This window comes from Ignisphaera sp. (assembly GCA_038735125.1).
Lineage (GTDB): Archaea > Thermoproteota > Thermoprotei_A > Sulfolobales > Ignisphaeraceae > Ignisphaera.
The window spans coordinates 38,747-57,610 of the sequence record JAVYNU010000011.1 but is presented as its reverse complement, the minus strand read 5'-3'; the positions used below and the strand labels follow the sequence as shown (position 1 = coordinate 57,610).

The window sequence follows — 18,864 nt, the reverse complement described above, 5'->3', positions numbered from 1 at the left end:
AATGGGAGTCTGGTAGAGGGATGGGGGAGGCTGACTGATGAAGCCAGGCTCCTGCAGGCGGGGGGCAGAGAGACACATGAGGGATGAAGACCCACATAAAGGTCAGACCTCTAGACACCCGATACTATATTTGCTAGAGGTCTAGAAGTATTGGCTTCTACCTACATACGTACGGTTTAAGGGCGGATGGGCACAGCTTTGCTTATATCGATAATTTTGCTAGCAACATTAGGTGTTAGAAAGTCCTTAATCTTAGCTAACTATATATTCGGGGTAGGCTTTGTAGAAGAATCGGTCTTTAGAGGCTTAGTCTTCATATTTTTGGGACACGAGATCCAGCCGTAATTTCTTCAATATTATTTGGCTCTGCCGCTTCTTCAACATAGTTTACTTTACTACCCCCATACCATGTAATAACAGCTACACTATGAGGTTTTCGTGATGGTCTCGATAAGTGTTCTATTAAGAATACACTGTATGGCTCTCTATCATGATCCACGGGTTTGCAATTTTCCTGTCCGATTTCATAGAATTCCCACAAATTGAACCATGGTTTCTAATAACATAAACTATGGTATCTTTATAGCACTTTGACGTGGTTTGAAAGGGTATTATCGAAGTGTATACAAAAATATGACTAAAAATACTGTGGTGCCGTCATTAGCATTATACTTAATACTTAAACTACACAATACAGCGAGATCATAATATGGCGGGCCCGGGGGGATTCGAACCCCCGACCACCGGCTCCGAAGGCCGGCGCTCTATTCCTGGCTGAGCTACGGGCCCTTTGTGTTTGCTTTGTGGTTAAAACTCTTATTAGATTTGCGGGATTTGCAAATTATAGTACGTAGATGTATTTTTATATTTGAATCATATTTTTCCCACTTAGAGTAAATTAAATTGGTGCCAGTTACATTAGCAAAATAGCTTTAGTGGATCCTGCTACTATATGTAGCATCTTATGCCTTTATAGCATTTGTTTTGCTCTATATCTAAACTATGGTATACTTGGAGAATATAATTTATTGATAATAGATGCAGGTTTTCAAGTGGTTTAACAGCTGGTCTAATACTCCAATCGTGTGGTGATGATTTGCAGTTCGTGGCTTAATTTGTCGTGACATCTTCTCTTGTTTGTATAGGAATTGCTTCATATGGCATGTTCGATCCTAAATTGAGAAAGGCTTGAACCTACATTATAGAGTTTCTTATGTAAACTTTTACATAAAGCTTTTTTAACTTTTCCTTTCTTCAAATTTCTGTGAAGCAAATGAGCTTTCCTTTGAAAATCTCGAATTTCAGTATAATCTATGCTGATGGTTCTAGAGAGAGGTGCTCTCTAGTTGAATCTAATGCTGGTAGAGAGTTGTTTAGATGCGAAAGCGCTGCCACAGAAATAGTTTTTGAGGATGGTTTGGTTGGTGTTGAAGTCGAATCGTCAAAGCCTTTGAATAGCTTTATATTTGCAGAAATTGATTTGGAGATTAGATTTTGCGACAGGGTTTTGGCTCTAACCCTTCACCCAGATGCTACTTCGATATACCCGCAAGCCTTTGCTTATTACAATCTGCTAGCTGTTGACAAAAACCCTACTGCTTCAAGGCCCAGTGAAGCACCTCAGTATCCCCCAGAATTCAGCGATGTAACGCATATAGACTTTGCTAAGAGATTCCCGTGTTGGACATACCCCGTGATAGTTGATGCAAATAGTATACCCAGTTATACAGTCTTTGCTTTGGGGAGCATAGGAAGAGATTTTGTAGCGGTTTTACTTCTTAGCAATGGTGATGTGACAGCCTATATGGGGAGGGGCTTAAAGATCTCTCTATTCCTAGGAAAAGAAAGATTCTATGTTAGGAAATCCTGGATTATGTCGATAGGTATTTCGAGCAATCCCTATGAAACCATTAGAAAAAGTGTTGAGCATGCATCTAGGAAAGCAGTTCTAAAAATTAGAGAAATGAAGAGGAAACCATTATTTATAGATAAGCTTGGATGGTGTTCGTGGAATGCCCTTTTAACAGATGATCTATCCCACGACAATGTCATTAAAATTATTAGGGGATTGATTGATAGGGGTGTCCCGGTCAAGTGGGCCATCATAGATGATGGCTGGCAAAAAGAGGTTAGAAAGGGTAGGGAGTGGTTTATGAGGGTTTTAGCTGATTTGAATGCGAATGAGAGGTTTCCAAAAGGATTGAAAGCTGTTGTCGATGAATTGAAGAGACTGGGCATTGAATATACTGGTCTTTGGCATACTATAAACATTCACTGGGGTGGGTTTGAGAAACAGGTTTCTGAGAAGATTGGAGCTGAAGGATTCAAGCTTCCCATTACAGATAGCTTTGTCCCTTCACCACAAATAGAAAAGGCTTTGAAGCTCTATATAGAGTTCCTCAAGTGGGTTAAGGGAAATGGCTTTGACTTTGTTAAGGTAGACAACCAGTGGTCTATACATGCACTTTACTGGGGTGAGGAAACTGTTGGCGAATCAGCTAAAAATATTCAGATAGCTCTACAGGTTGCAGCTAAAATCAATGGACTAGACATATTGAATTGCATGTCTATGGCACCTGAAGACTATAGCAACTACTTCCTGAGCAATGCTATGAGGGTTTCAATAGACTATATACCGTTTTGGAAAGCAGATGCAAAGCTACATACAATGTTTAGTGTCTACAACTCATTGCTGTTTAGCCACATAGCATATCCAGACTACGATATGTGGATAAGCTATGACCCTTATGCAACTATACATGCAGTTTCAAGGGTATTTAGTGGTGGCCCCATATATATAACTGATAGACATCCAGAGAAAACAAACATTGATTTGCTGAAGAAAATTGTGCTACCAAGTGGGGAAACAGTCAAGGTTGACGAACCTGGTCTACCAACAAAAGACATCTTGTTTAGAGATCCATACAATGAAAATGTATTGCTAAAGATCGCTTCAAGAATTAGAGACTCGTACGCATTAGCGGTAATGAATGTGAATAGAGATGGGGTTGAGATCGAGGAGAGGGTGAACCTCGATGTTTTGCCATATAGCATAGCAGATGAGAGGTATGCATACTATATGGTGTTTAGTGGTAAAAAGGGTGTCATAGATAAAAATGAAAGGGTTGATATAAAACTAAAAGAACTTGAAGCTGAAGTAATAATATTTACACCTATAGAAAATGAAAAAGCTGTTATAGGACTAAAAGAATATGTGTTGCCACCATACCCAATAACAGTATATAGGCTAGGCAATAAAGTATTTGTTACGACCAAGGCTTCTGGAACCCTTGTATACTATACAAATGGCGTATTTAAAGAGGTAATTATTGGAGAAGGACATACCGTAGAGGTGTAATCATATTAATACAATAGATTTACATCAGCAAACTTCACAGTAATTCATATAATATTTTTGTTTGATGAGTATAGCTAGGATTATCGATTGCATTTTTAATAGCAATGATGACCTCTACAAACTTTTTATTTTCAGCCCATAAATTATATGTTATTATAGAGTTCTAGAGGTAAGGTTTATGGGTGTTGGTTATAGAGATGAATTTTTCACTATAAATGATAAAAAGATGTTTCTATTTTGCGGTGAAATGCACTATTTTAGAATTCCAAAGAGTATGTGGTTTGATAGAATTTTAAAGGCTAAGAGAGCTGGGCTCAACTGCGTTGCAAGTTACATTGCCTGGAATTGGCATGAACCCGTAGAAAATCTTGCTATATTTGGCGACTCTATCCCACCATCTCCATACGAGTCAAAAGCCTTTAGCAGAGATTTGGAGAGCTATATGAAAATCGTTAAGGATCTTGGGCTCTATTTCATAGCTAGACCGGGCCCGTACATATGCTCTGAATGGGATAGTGGGGGACATCCAAACTGGCTCTATAACAAAGTAGCTGTTCTAAGGTCTCTGGATGAGAACTACATTAAATATTCTGAAAAGTGGTATTCAACTATATTGCCTATTATAGCAAAATATACTGTTTCAAATAATGGTCCTGTAGCTGTTTTACAAATTGAAAATGAGTATTTCTGGGGGGATGTAAAGTATCTTATGAAGCTCTATGAAATTGCTAGAAAATATGTCAATGACATTCCGATAATAACTAACGAAGATTGGCATGTTGAGGGAACCCCAATAATAAATACAATCGATAGTTATCCATCCCCATGGGATGTAAAAGGCTTTGACGATAAGGTTAGAGGTTATGTGAAGACCCAGCTGGGTATGCCAAAGATGTTCATGGAGCTAGAGGGAGGTTGGTTTTCAACTTTTGGTGCATCTCTACCAACTAATAGAGGGAGTTTTCCAGCCGAATGGACCGAGGTATTAATGAAAACTGCTATTGGTATGGGGATAAATGGTATAAGCATATATATGTTCCATGGAGGGACAAATCCAGGGTACTACGCAGGAAAGTATATAACAACTACATATGATTATGAGGCTGCGATCAGGGAATGGGGAGAGCTTTCGAAGAGATACTACACAATTAAAAGAGTTGCTTTATTTACAAAAACCTTTAATGATTTCATAGCAGAGACGAAACCTGTTGAAGACGGCGTCAAAACAACTGTGACAGGGCTAGATGTATTCACAAGAATTGGAGGTGATAACTCGGCATTAATTGTTTTGAGAAATCTTGGGTCATCTCCTCAGCAAACAAAAATAGTTTTCAGGGATTCAACATATCCGCTGCAAGGTCTTGTAAGAGTTCCTGAAAGAAATGCAAAGATTGTTTTAGCTAATTATCGTATTCCTGGAACTCCATTTAAACTACTCTTCACATCCTCCGAGCCCCTACTCATAGATGCTTTTGATAAGAAAACTGTTTTGATTGTTTATGGAGATCCTTTAGAGCGTGGAGAAATTGATATTGAGTCCAATCAGCAAATGGACATTGTATTTACAAGAGATGTGTATGTATCTCAGCAAGGTAGCAGAACTATTATTAGTTATGTACATGGAGAAAGCGATAAAATAGCTGTTTTAAGATCTGGTGAATATGAGTTATACATACTGGCTGTCTCTAGGAGCAGAGCTGATAGGACGTGGTATATAGACGACTTCAAACCTCCTATAACCATAGTCTCAAATATCTACTTTGTTGGTATTGCAAAGAGAGATGGAGATAGGGTTTCAATAGAGCTTGAACTCGATGATTATAGCTGTGGACCTATAACAATACTGTCTCCAAAACCCATAACAAAGATTCTGCTTGGAGGGAGAGAAGTTGGCGTTGAAAATCTCTATGGAATTCTATACATATCTAAAATAGATTTGTGTAAAGAACAAGAAAAAATTGTCTTGAATATTGGAGAGGAGTTGAGGATTGCAGAGGAGGGGGAACAAAAAGGTTTTATGACTATAGAGCCTAGAAAACCTTTAGAGAGTTTAGGTATGCTTTTCAATGGATATGTTACTTACAGCATAGAATTCAATTTAAGTAAAGAGGATATGGATAATTTAAGGAATAAGATGATTTACATGAGCTACTTCAACGACTATGCTACTGCAATATTAAATGGTGTTCCCCTCTCATCAGGTTATCATAGCATAGAGGCTGACGCATCAAAAGCTTTGAGAGAAGGCCTTAACAGGTTACATATAGTTTTAGAGTCTACTGGACATACAAATGATGGCCTTATATATATTCCTAATGGTGTCGTTGGAGGGATATATCTAGGTAAGGTAGATGAAATATCTTTAGATAAATGGCTTTACATCGAATATAGATTCCCGTATGGAAAAGACTTTAGCAAACCCATGTTCCTGCATAATCCAATTGATATTGAGAAAATATTGCATGATTATAGCAAGGGGGCTGTAAAAACTATCGAAGTTGAAAACATATCAAGTGGTAGGGGATTATATGTAAAGAAAATCGTTATCAATAAAAAAATTGGGAGATATATACTAGACCTGGGAAGAGCTACTGACAATTATTATCCAAGAACGCTTCTGTTCATAAACAAAAAGTTTATCACCATATACACAGGTCCTACAGATATAACGGATCACTTAATTGATGGAGAAAACGAAATTGCGATAGCAGTTGAAGGGATATCAACAACACTATATCCGGTAATCAAAGTTTATCAAAAGCTTGTTGAAGGAGTTTGGAAAGTTAAATATGGAACAAAAGGATTAGATGAGAAATGGTTTACTGAAAACTATAATGATTCTAGCTGGGAAAAAACAAAATTGCCTATAATAATCAGGAACAGAGAAGGCAATATAGTATGGATTAGAGGCAAGTTATTTATAGAGTACAAAGATAATATACCGCCACTAAAACTAGTGCTAAAAGGAAGTGGAATAAGGGCTTTAATATACTTCAATGATCAATTCCTAGGCAGATATGTAGATGAGGGACCGCAAACCGAATTCTATATCCCAGAGACCATTGTGCGAAAAGGTAAAAATATGATAGCGATAATGCTTCACATTATAAGCAACGAAGCATCTATAAACATTATTGACTTGAAGCCATATTATATGCATCTAAAAGCAGAACTAACATTAATGTGAGTATCATCTTCCAAAGTTTCAATCATCGTTATTTTCACGATAAGGAAAATAACGATGATTGAATTTCCCTATGCATCTTACTTTAAGATACAAAAGAATACAATGGAATCCACAGACTTCTGTTCAACATCTTAACAGCGTTGTACATTTTGTCTATAGTGATACTAATTTGTAAGCCAAAATATCACTAATTTGACTTATTCACAAAAACTATCTTCCTTTTCTTAGCTCTTCTACTAGTTTTTTGCATATTTCTACTGCTATAAATGCATTTTCTCCATAGGCATCGGCTCCGATCTCTTTTGCAAATTTTTCGGTTATTGGCGCGCCACCAACAATAATCTTAACCTTATCTCTTAAACCTTCTTTCTTTAATGCATCTATAACATCTTTCATATGGGTCATTGTTGATGTTAACAGAGCACTCATACCGACTATATCTGGGTTATACTGCTTCACAGCTTCAACAAATTTCTCTGGCGGAGCATCAATACCAATGTCAATAACTTCAAAACCGTTTGCCTCTAGAAATGTTTTCACAAGGTTTTTCCCAATGTCATGTATATCTCCATAGACAGTGCCAATAACAACCCTTCCGATAGGTTTGACCTCTCTCCTCATCTCTATTATCTTTGGCTTCAATATGTTCATAACCTCATTAAATATCTCTGCAGATACAATTAAGTCAGCTACAAAATACTCTCCCTTCTCATACCTTTCTCCAACAATTTTCATACCATCTGCAAGAGCATTAATAATATTTTTAACATCAATACCCTTCTCCAAAGCTATTTTAACATAATTTAGAGTTGAATCCATATCTAGATTACCTAGAGACTCTTTAATTTTATCTAAGATTTCCTGACTCATGTCATCACCTTTCCAAAAGACTCCATAATATAATAAATAGAAGACATATAAAAGGTTTTTATAAAGATTTTATACATTGCTATAACGATTTTATTGATATTACATAAATTGAAATATCCAACCTCTGGGCTCGAAAATCTCTAAAGCTCTCAAATTCATTAATTTCCTATACAACCAAAAGCTTGTACGTTTTTGCTTCTCCTTATTAGTATATGAATAAAGCATAGAGAAATTCGCAATCCAAAAACCAAATGTCTACGTAACGACTTTTGTTATAAGTAGTGTAAAGGGTTATGTTGAGGAGCTTTGGGTTCTAACAGTGAAAAGAAGGGATATGTATAAGAGATATGCATGTAGGGTTTGCCTCTAAAATACATCAATATCCTTTATAGAATAGTTGTTGATGTAAAAGATGAAATGAGCATAGGATGTCTTGTATCATTATGCATGTAATGGGATGTACCTCCTATTAACACTCTTAACCTTGGAGATACTACTATAGAATTTTGCCAGATCTGCTGAGTTTCCTTGAACAATTATCGTGTATATGCATCTATTATTTATGTGGTAATGACTATAATTTACAACTACCTCTTTATTTAATGATAATATCCTCTCAATTTCTATGTTCTCGGGCTCTTCAACTACTATGAGCCCACAACAGTTGTGATTTACTACAAAGTGGTTGAGATCTCTCACATAGTTTTTCAAAGCCTCTTCAACAAAGTCGGACCTGTTGATGTTGAGACTCTTCGCTATCTCGTCTATTTTTGAGTATAGCGTTGCCTCTATAGATACCCCAAACCTTTTCTTAGGCATGTTTTTTCGCCGAGAGAACCCTTGCTATTAGATATATAGAAAGAGTTATAAATCCTATGCCACCCGCTGGCGCAATGTTGAGTTTTGTTGATAGCAGTAGCCCAAGAAACGATGATGCAACTGCCGATACTACACTTGTGTGGAGGGCTTCTCTGGAACTTGAAGAGACTGTTGATGCTATTATTGCTGGTAGTGTTAGAAGAACATGCTCTAGTACGAAACCAACAATCTTTAGGAGGGCAACTGATGAGATCCCCAATAGTGTGTATATCGCTGTGTCGTATAGCCAGATATTCCTGGCAGAGAGCTTTGTATGGTCTAGATCCACACCCATATAAACGCCAAACATATACAGGTATACTGTGGCTAGAGCAGATGCCACAGCTATTATAGTTAGCTGGAGGGCTTCTTGGGATGTTACAAGCAGGGGATCCCCAAGAATAAATGCCCATAGATTGTATTGAACACTATAGAATGTTAAAACATAGTATGTTGCCACAACACTTCCAGAAGCAGTTAGAGAAACCATAACCGATGTTGCAACATCTGGGTCTACACCAGCTCTAATAAGATGGCCCACAACATTTATTAGAATAATCGATATTATTAAAGCCCATAGAAACTCGTTCAAGAGGTTAGTTGTTTTGTATACCACTATGCCTAGGACAACAGAAAATAGAGCCATGTGAGGAGCCTCCGTCGCTAGAAAAAATAGTCTTCTGGCAGCTATAACAGGGCTTATAAAACCGTAGAGAAGAGATGAAAAAGCAAATACCATAAACCATGTCAGCGGCATGTAGATAGCTGTGTAGATTGCAGCTCCAAGCGCTAGAATAGTGAGAATTATAGCAAAGGCTTTCATGGCATCACACCACCCTCTTCTTAACAGCGAAAACAACTAGTGCTATGACGAGGATAGAGATTGCAATAATAGTGGTTATTGTATACAAATTTGTATGAGCTTCGGCAACAGATGTTTTTGTATTTGTAATTAGATTAGCGTTGTTTATGATTTGCGAAACCTTCTCCAGATAATCTAGGGTTCCATTGTATACCAGAGGATTTGGGAGCTCTACAAAGGGTTTTCCATATGTTCTAGCCATCTCCTCTAGTTTGCTAGAAGCTGTAGATCCTTGTGTTACAAGTACAACAACATTTTTGCTTGTCTTAATAATGTTCTCAACATTTTGATAATCTTGGGGCGTCACAGGAGTCTCCTCATCTCTTAGCAAAATGTATGAGATATTCAGATCAAGCCATGCAGCAACGTATTGAATAGGTGGTGTGTCTATGACTGCTATATAGCCTGGTAACCTTCTTGTATTGTTGGTCAACTGTGTTAATTCTGCTAATAGCGTCTTTGCATTCTCTCTATAAACATTTGAACATTCCGGTCTTAAAGTCTCTAAAACATTTTCAACATATCTTATAAAAACTTCATAGTTCTTAGGATAGAATATCACGGCATGGTAGTTTATCTGACCAGTTTGAGGATGCTTCAAGAAGATTATACCAGGTATTTTAGTTATCTCAACAAGCGCTGCATTGAGTTCACCACTAGCAACAAGTTTCTCTATCTGCAATTCAAATGGTGCATGAGCTGTTGATATTACTAGACTTGCCACCTTAAGTGTGTCTATATCAGATGGTGTAAGCTGATATTCATGCGGATCTATACCCGGCTTCACAAGAAGTAGAACAGAGTCTCCTTGGCAAACAAGCTTTTTAACATCGTTGTATAGAAATGGAAAGGTAACAACAACTACAAGTCCATTTCCGTTACTAGCTGTTGTATAGGGCGCTATAAGCATAGACAACAGTAGTATGATTATGGCAACTTGTTTCAGCACTTCCATAGCCCTCACCAATGTTTGTTGTGCACAAAACTATATAAGCTTTTCTAGATTCTGTGCACAACAGTGTTGCATATGCTAAAGACAGTAAACCTAGACATTGGTTTTGACAAGCCACTAGTTAGAAATATTAACATCTATATCGAGAAGCCCTCTCTAGTACAGGTGATGGGGCCTAATGGTGCCGGCAAAACAACTTTTCTAAAAACCTTAGCAGGCTTGATAAAGCCATTGAATGGAAGGATTTATATCGATGACGTTGACGTGACTGGAAGTAGCGAGAAGGCCGGCAGGTTCATATCATTCTCTCCTCAGATAGTTACAACAAAACAAGGCGAGGCATTTCCAATTAGTGTGTGGGAATTTGTTGAATTTGGTGCTGATTTGTGCTATAGAAAGAGAGGAGTGGGCATAAGCAAAATGGAGTTAAGAAAAGTTGTTAGAGATGCTCTACAGTCTGTTGGTATTGGACAGGAGCTTTGGGGGAGGAGTATATGGAGGTTGTCTGGAGGACAGAGACAGAGGATTTTCATAGCTAGAGCCATTGCTTGTAACACACCTATTATCTTACTAGATGAGCCCCTCTCATCAATTGATCCTGAGGGAAAAGCCGAGATAGCAAATCTCATCGGGTCTCTAAGCAAATCAAAAATAGTTATTGCAACATGCCATGATCCTGAGATGCTTCTGAGGTACACAGACCTTGTACTGCTTATTGGAAAGGGGAAATACGTTGCAGACAAGCCAGAAAATGTTCTAGTAGGCAACGTTCTTAGAGAATTCTATGGAGAATCGATAGTGGAATTCGCTAACCACATACATGTATGCGATTATCATGTCTGATGATCGAACAAACCATGATAAATCATAGCATGTTTCTGGTTGGCGCCTAGAGTCACATCATATCTGGCATTTTTGCCTTATCTTCTGTGCATAGTCTAGAGATCTTTCTATCAATTCTTTGTAGTTGCCTAAATAGGTTCTATAATTCAATGCTTCTCTGATCTCCTCCTTTGATAGATACTTTGCAATTCTCTCATCTTTTAGCAAGACTGTATAGAAATCCTCCGATCCAATTCTAGATGCAAGCTCGGACAACAGCTTATGTGCTTCATGTCTCGGCATACCCTTCTCAACGAGCTTAACCATGACAGCCTCCGCCATTATGGCCCCCTTGGTAAGCTCAATGTTTCTCTTCATAGCCTCCTCATCTATGTGTATAACGCTTAGCAGTTTGTCCATGTCTACGAGCATCTGGTCTACCACTAGAAAGATATGTGGTATTAGAATTCTCTCACTGCTACTATTTGTCAAATCTCTTTCATGCATAAGCGGAATGTTCTCTAGAGCTGCTAGTGCAAGTGTTCTTGCAATTTTTGCTAAACCGGATATCCTCTCTGCTGTAACAGGGTTTCTCTTCTGAGGCATTGTGCTGCTACCAACTCTTTTAACAGCCTCGTAGACCTCCCCTATCTCTGTTCTAGAGAGCTCTCTAACCTCTAGAGCAAATCTGTCAAGCTGGCTAGCAAGTATGGCTAGGCTTAAAACAAGCTCTGCAAAGCCATCTCTTGGTGCAACCTGAGTTGATATGGCATGCGGCTCTAGCCCAAGCTCTTTAGATGCCACCGATTCTACTATCAATCCCCTCCCTCTCCACGCCGCCATGGTTCCAACAGCGCCAGAGATCTTGCTTCTAACAACCCTCTTCTCCGCTTCGCATAGCCTCTCCAACCCCCTGGAAAACTCATATACATAGTTAGCGAATTTGAATCCAAGTGTAATCGGTATAGCGTGTTGCCCATGTGTTCTACCAGCCATTATAGTGTCTATATACCTCTTACTCAACTCTGAAAGTCTATCAATAATCTTTTCAAGCCTGTTCTTAATGACTCTAAGAGCATCCCTTATGATTAGCGCCCACGCTGTGTCAACAACATCGTAGCTTGTTGCACCTAGATGAACATACTTTCCACACCCTCCACACCTCTCACCAAGAATATATGCTAGCGCAGCTATGTCATGGCCCAGCACAGTCTCTCTCTCATATATCTCCTCTGGCTTCAAGCTCTGTGCACAAATCTTAATGCTGTCTGCGCAACCTCTTGGCGCTAGCCCAGCCTCTTCCAAACCCCTCATAATGGCTAGCTCAACATCTATATATCTTCTAACAATAGAGTTCTGCCTAAAGATATTCTTCATCTCAGCCGATCCATACCTCCAATCAAAAACACATACACTATCCATTTCAGAGACCCTATGTCACGACATCTTCTAGGCACTTGTTTTCAATGCATTCTCTAATCTCCATAGCGATTCTCCTCCCCATACTCACTGGTTTACCAAAGTAGAGCTTGCTATATTGTCCACCTATACCCATGTGAACGTTGGTTCCACCACCAATTCTAAAAGCAACATCAAATACAACTACATCCATATCGGATGTGACAAAGAGCTGAAGTGTGAAGGGTCCAATTACACCTGGTGGTTCAGCTTTCTTGCATGCCTCGACAAATCTATCGCCTATATCAAAGAGTTTTTCAAGCATGCTTTCTCTTATGGTGGCCATTTCATGGCCTATCTCAATCATTTCAATGTCTATGTATTCACTTAGCTCTGTTTGAATATTTGCAGGAAGTCTTAGAAACCCATCTAGATTTGTTTGAATTCTTCTATCAATAGATATTATCTCAACATCCTTTCTAGCCACGCTAACAAAGTAGTTTACATTGAAGTGTGCTCCGATAACAAGCTCTTCTATAGATGCCTTAGGCAAATCATCTTCTCTTACGACACCATCTGAAACAAGCTTTCTAAACTTTTTCCAAAAATCGTCCCTGTCGATAGCAACGAAAAAACCTCTCTCAACCCTCTTTCTAGCGTGGGGCATCTTAACCATGACAGGTCTATCAATTTCATCTGGATTTGAAAAAGTCTTTGGTCTTCTAATACCAGCATCATCCAAAATTCTATAGTATGTCTTTTCCCCAACCCTCTCCTCATACCTTAGAAGATACCTATTGCCAAATATAGGTACAGCAAAGTTTTTCTCTATATTATCATAGCCTACATAGACAGAGAAACTCCTATTGGGAACAAATATTGTGCTGTGCATTCTTAGAAACTCCACGTTCTCTTGTTTAACAACATCGGAAAACTTATCAAGAATCATTGGAATATCAACAACTCTCTTGAATCTTAAATATGGCTTCTCCCTACCTCCTTGACACACAGCTATAGTCTTGAAACCCTCATCCTTAGCACCATCAAATACATCAAGAGCAGAATGACTGGCTATTGTTGCAATGCTCAATTCGCTTAGTTTGTAACCATTTAAAATCTCTCTAATGTTTGATTTCCCACTCATAATCTGATCCAAAAACATATGATTTTAATCAAATATATGCTTTATGTTTAAATAACCATGTATAACACATCTTTTTAAATGGAACGAGGAAAGACATGTAAATAACAATGCATAACTAGACCTGTTCTGCAAAACTATGTTAGAAACCCTTTATTGCAATATCTATGAATTTAACCAATTCCGTAAATACGTACCCACTACTAATGAAGACACAATCTTGTTTCCATTATGAATGAATTATTTACAGATGCTTGCTACCTCCATCTTAACTCTGAATATTTATATGGGATACTGCTTAGTGAATTGCCAAATGATATCTTTTCTATTTATTAAGTAGCGGAACCCTATCTGCATAATCATTAGCCTCGTCAGATGATGGATTATTAATATATTAGCAACTTATTAAAAGATGAAGAAGTAGTATTATGTAGAAATTCCCTTACGAATTAACATAGATTATATTATTGACAATACTTGGTAAGCATAATCAGCTTAAACACGGTTCTTCACATCTCTGCTTACAGCCGTTTCATCATGTTTAATGCTTTAGTTTTCTGTGGAAATTTTTGTGCTTATATGTTTAATTTAAACGTTGATTTGATAAATGTTTTTCAGTTCTAGAAACACTGCAACTTCGTGAAAGTGTTGAGATTTTATGTTAGTAGGCTCATTGTGTGTATCCGAGTTTCTTCAACCCTCTATATGCTATCATGTTTCTTCATCACTTATAAACCTATTAGTACCAATTAGTATATGAGATGTGGGGAAGCTGACGAGCTGTGGGCAGTTGCGAGATAAGGATGAAGCCCCCAAACCCCTCTACCCTCGCTCAAGGGAGTTTAGCAGAGCGATGCAGGAGGCTAAGGCGATGAAGCTAGGCTCCCACAGGTGGGGGTAGAGGAAACCGTGAGGGATGAAGACCCACATAAAAGTCAGACCTCTAGACTTGTCATAAATACTTCTATAGATCTAATCCATTTGGATACAGTAATTCCATCACCTTACCAATCTTATTTCTTACCTCCTCTAATGTTTCTCCAACTATGTTTACATGCCCCATCTTCCTTCTTTTTCTAGCCTCGTTTTTTCCATACCAATAGAGTTTTCCGTATTTTAGTACCTCTAGAGGTGGGTTGTTCAGACCCAAAATATTTACCATTCCACCGCAAGACAGAAGCTTTGTTTCGCCTATTTCTAGCCCTAGCAACGCTCTTACATGGTTTTCGAATTGGGATGTGAATGCAGCGTCTAGTGTGTAGTGCCCTGTGTTGTGCACTCTTGGCGCAAACTCGTTTACTAGTATCTCATCTTCTCTAACAAAGAATTCTATCCCCATTACACCAACATAGTTTAGAGAGTCTGCTAATTTCTTGGCTATTTCTGTCATCTTCATCGATATATACCCATTGCTTATTGGACCGTAGTTGTACACTAGAATTCCTTTCTCATTGTGATTGTATGTGGGTGGATATGTTTTGAACATTCCATCAAAGGTTCTAACAGCTATTATAGATGCCTCGTAATCGAATTCCACAAACTCTTCAACTACAAAAACGTCTGGAATCTTTTTAATAGAATCTATGTTGCTATCTAAGTCGTTTTTGGATTTTATGAGATATTGTCCCTTTCCGTCGTAGCCTCCTGTCGACTGCTTGATAACGCATTTGTAGTTGAACTCGTTTTTAGCTATTCTATACACCTCCTCCGCATCATACGCTATGAAGAATCTCGGCGTTGGTATGCCGTGTTCTTTGTAGAATACCCTCTCCTTCCACCGCTGTCTCTTAAGCTCAACACTTTCGATACTTGGCAAAAGCTTGTCTTTTTCATGTGCATATCTAAGGGCTTCTTCGTATACATGCTCAAACTCGAAGGTTACAACATCTACAGAGTCTATCATCTCCCTATACTCATCTGGCTTGAAACACTTGTCAGCAACTCTACAGGCTGGCGCTTCTGGAGAGTCCATGACAAAGAATTTTAGTGGGTATTTCCTACCCTCTAGAACCATCATCCACCCTAGCTGGCCACCACCAAGAATACCAACTCTAACCCTGCTCAAGTCTTGTAGAGAGAACCTCATTCTTCATCTCCTCCGCAAACCTCTTCAGCTTTTCAGCAATCTCAGGATACTTTATACCCAGAATCCTCAAAGCAAGTAGAGCAGCATTTCGAGCACCGCCTATGGCAACAGTTGCAACAGGAGTTCCATAGGGCATCTGAACAATTGATAAGAGAGAGTCCAGACCATTCAAATACTTAGATGGTATGGGAACCCCGATCACAGGCAGATGGGTTAGCGATGCAACCATCCCAGGGAGATGTGCTGCACCACCCGCACCAGCGATTATAACCTCGAAGCCCTTCTCAGCAGCTGTTTTAGCGAACTCGAACATGAATTCTGGTGTTCTATGTGCAGAAACAACCCTTGCCTCTACCGCAACACCAAACTGTCTAAGAACCTCGACGGCATCTTTCATATACTCCCAATCATTCTTACTACCCATTATAACAGCAACCTTAGGCATAGACATCACCACAAATATACTTGAGTATATATTAAACAGATGCAAGACTTAAAAACGAGTTATTTACACAGACAATGTATATTTTAACATTTATAAAACAATTATAGCAAAACATTACCTAGAATAGAGAATACGAGATCTACAAATGCTCATAACAATTGTTGGAGCCACCAACACAAATTTTTCTATCTTCTCTAACTCACCTACCTTGTAAACGTTCCCAAACACTGTATATCTCGTCTCTAATGTATATGTCTGTCACTTTCTCTACACTTCCACCCCTCTTATGTATAACGACATAGGCATCGCTGACATCCAAAACTCTTCCTATAACAGCTGCTTCAACTCCTAGGACTCTAAGAATCTCTATAGCCTTAGATATCTTGTCCTCTGGCACAGTTGCCACTAGCGACCCAGAACCTATGAGCCTCAGCGGATCTATTTTAAGTGCATCAGCTATTATCCTAGTCTCCATGGCTACAGATATTCTATCTTCCCATATCTCAATAGTTTTCCTAGATGCATATGCCACTTCCGCTAAGCCTCCTATCAAGCCACCTTCTGTCGGATCATGCATAGATGTCGCTAACCCTGCTTCAGCAAGCGCAAGTGCCTCTCTAACAATGCTTACCTTTCTAATGAACTCTCTTCCTCTGTTCAGAACATCCTCAGAGATGCCTAGGTTGCGTAGAGCATCTCTGAAATCTGTTGACAGTATAGCTGTTCCCTCAACACCAACGGTCTTGGTCATTATAACAGCATCTCCAACTCTAGCACCGCTTGTTACAACAAATCGCCTCTTATCTGCAATACCCATAGCTGTCATAGATATTATGGGTCTTGAAAGACCCAAAGTAAACTCTGTGTGGCCACCGACAATCATTGCGCCAACTTCTTTAGCCGCCTCATCCATTTGTCTAAAAATCTCGTCTGCAAGCCTATCATCAGCCGACTGTGGCAAGAGCACTACAGGCACGAGCCACCTAGGCCTAGCACCTCTAACAGCGATATCGTTGCAGGCTATGTGCACGGACAACCAGCCAATATGCTCTACAGCACCTGTTATAGGATCTGCATGGACAACAAGCACCTTGTCTTCGCCAATATCGATTATAGCTGCGTCCTCACCTATCGAGGGGCCTACAATAACCGAAGGATCTCTAGAGCCTATCCTGCTAAAGATATACCTAAGCAACATATCTGGCGGTAGCTTGGCAGACATGTTTTAAACCCATAAGCTTAGAATAACTGTTTTAAACAATTTAAATCTTTGGCAATGCTTAACACATTTAATTCTAGCCCAGATGCTTTTAGCAATAAAAAATAAAAAGCCATTCCTGTGCATAGATGTATACAGCCAAATAGATTTTGCAGTGGTGCATCTATAATTGTTTTAGAGGTTCAATTGTCTAAAAGCGAATTCGATGTGCTTAAAAAACTTGTTGAACTTAACAAGCCTATAGAACTTAGTGAACTAGCAAAAGAGACAGAGCTTAACCTAGAGAGCTTGAACTCGATAGTAGAGCTCCTCAAATCAAAGGGCATCGTTAAAGTAGACGAGCAAAGCATCTACATAGGCAAAACAACCGAGGAGGGGCTTTCATACATAGAAGCCCTACCAGAGGAAAAGGTTGCTGAATATGTGAAGAGTCGTGGAGGCTCGGCAACTATCGATGATATTAGAAATGTGCTGAGAGAGCCAATAGCGTCTATAGGTATTAACTGGGCTGTTAGAAGGGGTTGGATAAGGATAGAAAGAGGCGTTGCAAGTCTGCAGAACTTCACACCCCTTAAAAGACATAAAGAGATACTTACACAGTTTTCAAATGCAAGAGAAATCGATGAGAACATTAAAAATGATGCCGTGTTTCAAGAACTTGTTAAGAGGAGACTCATAAGTATTTCACTATCTAAGAGAAGAATTGTTAGACTTGCTGTACCGTATGAAGATGCTGCAAAGCTTGTAAACAAAAAACCAGCTGTTTCAAAGTTAACGCACGATATGCTTGCAACTGGTAGCTGGAGAAACTTCATACTCAAAGCCTATAATTTAGACGCCTTGCCCCCAACAATCTATCCGGGTAAGAAACATTTCTTTAAAGAGTTTGTTAATATGATAAAAGATGTTATGGAGGATCTAGGATTCGAGGAGATAAACGATGACTATATAATACCTGAGCTATGGAATTTCGACATACTATTCCAGGCCCAGGATCACCCCTCAAGAGACATTCACGACATACTTGTTGTCGAGGGTTATGCAGATCTATCCATGTTTAGAGATGTTGTTGATAGGACTAGAGGTGTTCATGAGACTGGTGGAAGCTGTGGAAGCATTGGATGGAGATATAAATGGTCTTACGAGAAAGCATCTAAGCTTATACTGAGATCACATACAACAGCTGTGACAGCAAGGCATCTAATCAATAGAAAGCCTCCAGCAAGACTATATACAATCTCGAGGGTTTTCCGAAGAGACAACCCAGATCCTAGGCACTCGCCAGAGTTCACAAACTTTGACGGGGTTATAATGGAGCGCGGATTCAACTTTAGGAAGCTTCTGGGCTTGCTAGCCCAGATCCTGAGGGCTATAGGGATAGAGAAGTTTAGATTCAAGCCAGCTTATTTCCCATTTACAGAGCCTAGTGTTGAAGGCTATGGGTATGTCCCTGGATATGGCTGGATAGAGGTTTTTGGGGCTGGAATGTTCAGACCGGAGGTTCTGGAGATCCTAGGTGTTGATACGCCTGTTGGGGCGTGGGGAATGGGTGTAGAGAGACTGGCTATGGTTGTATATGGAATCGATGATATAAGGCTTCTATTCTCTAAAGACATTGAATTCACAAGAACGTTCCCATATGTTAAAAGGTTGTATATGAGGTAGT

At 39.1% G+C, this 18,864-nt stretch carries 14 protein-coding genes and 1 tRNA gene; 4 read left to right on the top strand and 11 right to left on the bottom strand.

What is annotated here, in order from left to right:
- Nucleotides 1-313: 313 nt before the first annotated feature.
- On the bottom strand, nucleotides 314-499 hold the full coding sequence (locus tag QW284_09525) for a hypothetical protein (protein ID MEM0339904.1): 186 nt from the start codon (nucleotides 497-499) through the stop codon (nucleotides 314-316).
- Nucleotides 500-710: 211 nt separating this feature from the next.
- Nucleotides 711-789: transfer RNA gene (locus QW284_09520), tRNA-Arg, on the bottom strand.
- A gap of 484 nt (nucleotides 790-1,273) precedes the next feature.
- On the opposite strand from QW284_09520, the gene QW284_09515 reads away from it, so the two are divergent.
- The gene (locus QW284_09515; GenBank protein MEM0339903.1) at nucleotides 1,274-3,358 is read left to right on the top strand and encodes a Sip1-related alpha-galactosidase; all 2,085 of its coding nucleotides are present in this window, start codon (nucleotides 1,274-1,276) and stop codon (nucleotides 3,356-3,358) included.
- Between the two features lie 178 nt (nucleotides 3,359-3,536).
- Complete coding sequence (locus QW284_09510; protein ID MEM0339902.1) at nucleotides 3,537-6,545, top strand: beta-galactosidase; 3,009 nt, start codon at nucleotides 3,537-3,539, stop codon at nucleotides 6,543-6,545.
- A 210-nt stretch (nucleotides 6,546-6,755) separates the two neighbouring features.
- Here QW284_09510 and QW284_09505 read toward each other — a convergent pair whose 3' ends face one another.
- The 4 genes from QW284_09505 to QW284_09490 all read right to left on the bottom strand — a co-directional run bounded on the left by QW284_09505 (nucleotide 6,756) and on the right by QW284_09490 (nucleotide 10,090).
- Nucleotides 6,756-7,415, bottom strand: a complete 660-nt coding sequence (locus QW284_09505; GenBank protein MEM0339901.1) for a corrinoid protein — start codon at nucleotides 7,413-7,415, stop codon at nucleotides 6,756-6,758.
- A gap of 441 nt (nucleotides 7,416-7,856) precedes the next feature.
- Entirely contained in the window at nucleotides 7,857-8,234 is a 378-nt protein-coding gene (locus tag QW284_09500) for a ribbon-helix-helix domain-containing protein (GenBank protein MEM0339900.1), read from the bottom strand.
- Nucleotides 8,227-9,096 (bottom strand): metal ABC transporter permease, encoded by an 870-nt coding sequence (locus QW284_09495; protein ID MEM0339899.1) that lies wholly within the window; start codon nucleotides 9,094-9,096, stop codon nucleotides 8,227-8,229. Before QW284_09495 ends, QW284_09500 begins: the two co-directional genes overlap by 8 nt.
- 4 nt (nucleotides 9,097-9,100) lie before the next feature.
- Entirely contained in the window at nucleotides 9,101-10,090 is a 990-nt protein-coding gene (locus tag QW284_09490; GenBank protein MEM0339898.1) for a zinc ABC transporter substrate-binding protein, read from the bottom strand.
- Nucleotides 10,091-10,162: 72 nt separating this feature from the next.
- On the opposite strand from QW284_09490, the gene QW284_09485 reads away from it, so the two are divergent.
- Nucleotides 10,163-10,930: a metal ABC transporter ATP-binding protein gene (locus QW284_09485; GenBank protein MEM0339897.1), complete on the top strand. Its 768-nt coding sequence runs from the start codon at nucleotides 10,163-10,165 to the stop codon at nucleotides 10,928-10,930.
- 57 nt (nucleotides 10,931-10,987) lie between these two features.
- On the opposite strand, the gene purB is transcribed toward QW284_09485, so the two are convergent.
- The 5 genes from purB to QW284_09460 all read right to left on the bottom strand — a co-directional run bounded on the left by purB (nucleotide 10,988) and on the right by QW284_09460 (nucleotide 17,201).
- Complete coding sequence (gene purB, locus QW284_09480; protein MEM0339896.1) at nucleotides 10,988-12,331, bottom strand: adenylosuccinate lyase; 1,344 nt, start codon at nucleotides 12,329-12,331, stop codon at nucleotides 10,988-10,990.
- Nucleotides 12,332-12,341: 10 nt separating this feature from the next.
- Nucleotides 12,342-13,451, bottom strand: coding sequence for a formate--phosphoribosylaminoimidazolecarboxamide ligase family protein (locus tag QW284_09475; protein MEM0339895.1), 1,110 nt, complete (start codon nucleotides 13,449-13,451; stop codon nucleotides 12,342-12,344).
- 961 nt (nucleotides 13,452-14,412) lie between these two features.
- Nucleotides 14,413-15,534: a 5-(carboxyamino)imidazole ribonucleotide synthase gene (locus tag QW284_09470; protein MEM0339894.1), complete on the bottom strand. Its 1,122-nt coding sequence runs from the start codon at nucleotides 15,532-15,534 to the stop codon at nucleotides 14,413-14,415.
- Complete coding sequence (gene purE / locus QW284_09465; protein ID MEM0339893.1) at nucleotides 15,500-15,979, bottom strand: 5-(carboxyamino)imidazole ribonucleotide mutase; 480 nt, start codon at nucleotides 15,977-15,979, stop codon at nucleotides 15,500-15,502. Before purE ends, QW284_09470 begins: the two co-directional genes overlap by 35 nt.
- Nucleotides 15,980-16,178: 199 nt before the next feature.
- The gene (locus QW284_09460) at nucleotides 16,179-17,201 is read right to left on the bottom strand and encodes an AIR synthase family protein (protein MEM0339892.1); all 1,023 of its coding nucleotides are present in this window, start codon (nucleotides 17,199-17,201) and stop codon (nucleotides 16,179-16,181) included.
- A 117-nt stretch (nucleotides 17,202-17,318) separates the two neighbouring features.
- On the opposite strand from QW284_09460, the gene QW284_09455 reads away from it, so the two are divergent.
- Nucleotides 17,319-18,863 (top strand): phenylalanine--tRNA ligase subunit alpha, encoded by a 1,545-nt coding sequence (locus tag QW284_09455; protein ID MEM0339891.1) that lies wholly within the window; start codon nucleotides 17,319-17,321, stop codon nucleotides 18,861-18,863.
- The last annotated feature ends 1 nt before the right edge of the window (nucleotide 18,864 follow it).

Bases quoted from the DNA above. Each gene is read 5' to 3' on its own strand.
- QW284_09515 (MEM0339903.1), top strand. From the start codon at position 1,274: ATGAGCTTTCCTTTGAAAATCTCGAATTTCAGTATAATCTATGCTGAT.
- QW284_09510 (MEM0339902.1), top strand. From the start codon at position 3,537: ATGGGTGTTGGTTATAGAGATGAATTTTTCACTATAAATGATAAAAAG.
- QW284_09505 (MEM0339901.1), bottom strand. From the start codon at position 7,415: ATGAGTCAGGAAATCTTAGATAAAATTAAAGAGTCTCTAGGTAATCTA.
- QW284_09500 (MEM0339900.1), bottom strand. From the start codon at position 8,234: ATGCCTAAGAAAAGGTTTGGGGTATCTATAGAGGCAACGCTATACTCA.
- QW284_09495 (MEM0339899.1), bottom strand. From the start codon at position 9,096: ATGAAAGCCTTTGCTATAATTCTCACTATTCTAGCGCTTGGAGCTGCA.
- QW284_09490 (MEM0339898.1), bottom strand. From the start codon at position 10,090: ATGGAAGTGCTGAAACAAGTTGCCATAATCATACTACTGTTGTCTATG.
- QW284_09485 (MEM0339897.1), top strand. From the start codon at position 10,163: ATGCTAAAGACAGTAAACCTAGACATTGGTTTTGACAAGCCACTAGTT.
- purB (MEM0339896.1), bottom strand. From the start codon at position 12,331: ATGGATAGTGTATGTGTTTTTGATTGGAGGTATGGATCGGCTGAGATG.
- QW284_09475 (MEM0339895.1), bottom strand. From the start codon at position 13,451: ATGAGTGGGAAATCAAACATTAGAGAGATTTTAAATGGTTACAAACTA.
- QW284_09470 (MEM0339894.1), bottom strand. From the start codon at position 15,534: ATGAGGTTCTCTCTACAAGACTTGAGCAGGGTTAGAGTTGGTATTCTT.
- purE (MEM0339893.1), bottom strand. From the start codon at position 15,979: ATGCCTAAGGTTGCTGTTATAATGGGTAGTAAGAATGATTGGGAGTAT.
- QW284_09460 (MEM0339892.1), bottom strand. From the start codon at position 17,201: ATGTCTGCCAAGCTACCGCCAGATATGTTGCTTAGGTATATCTTTAGC.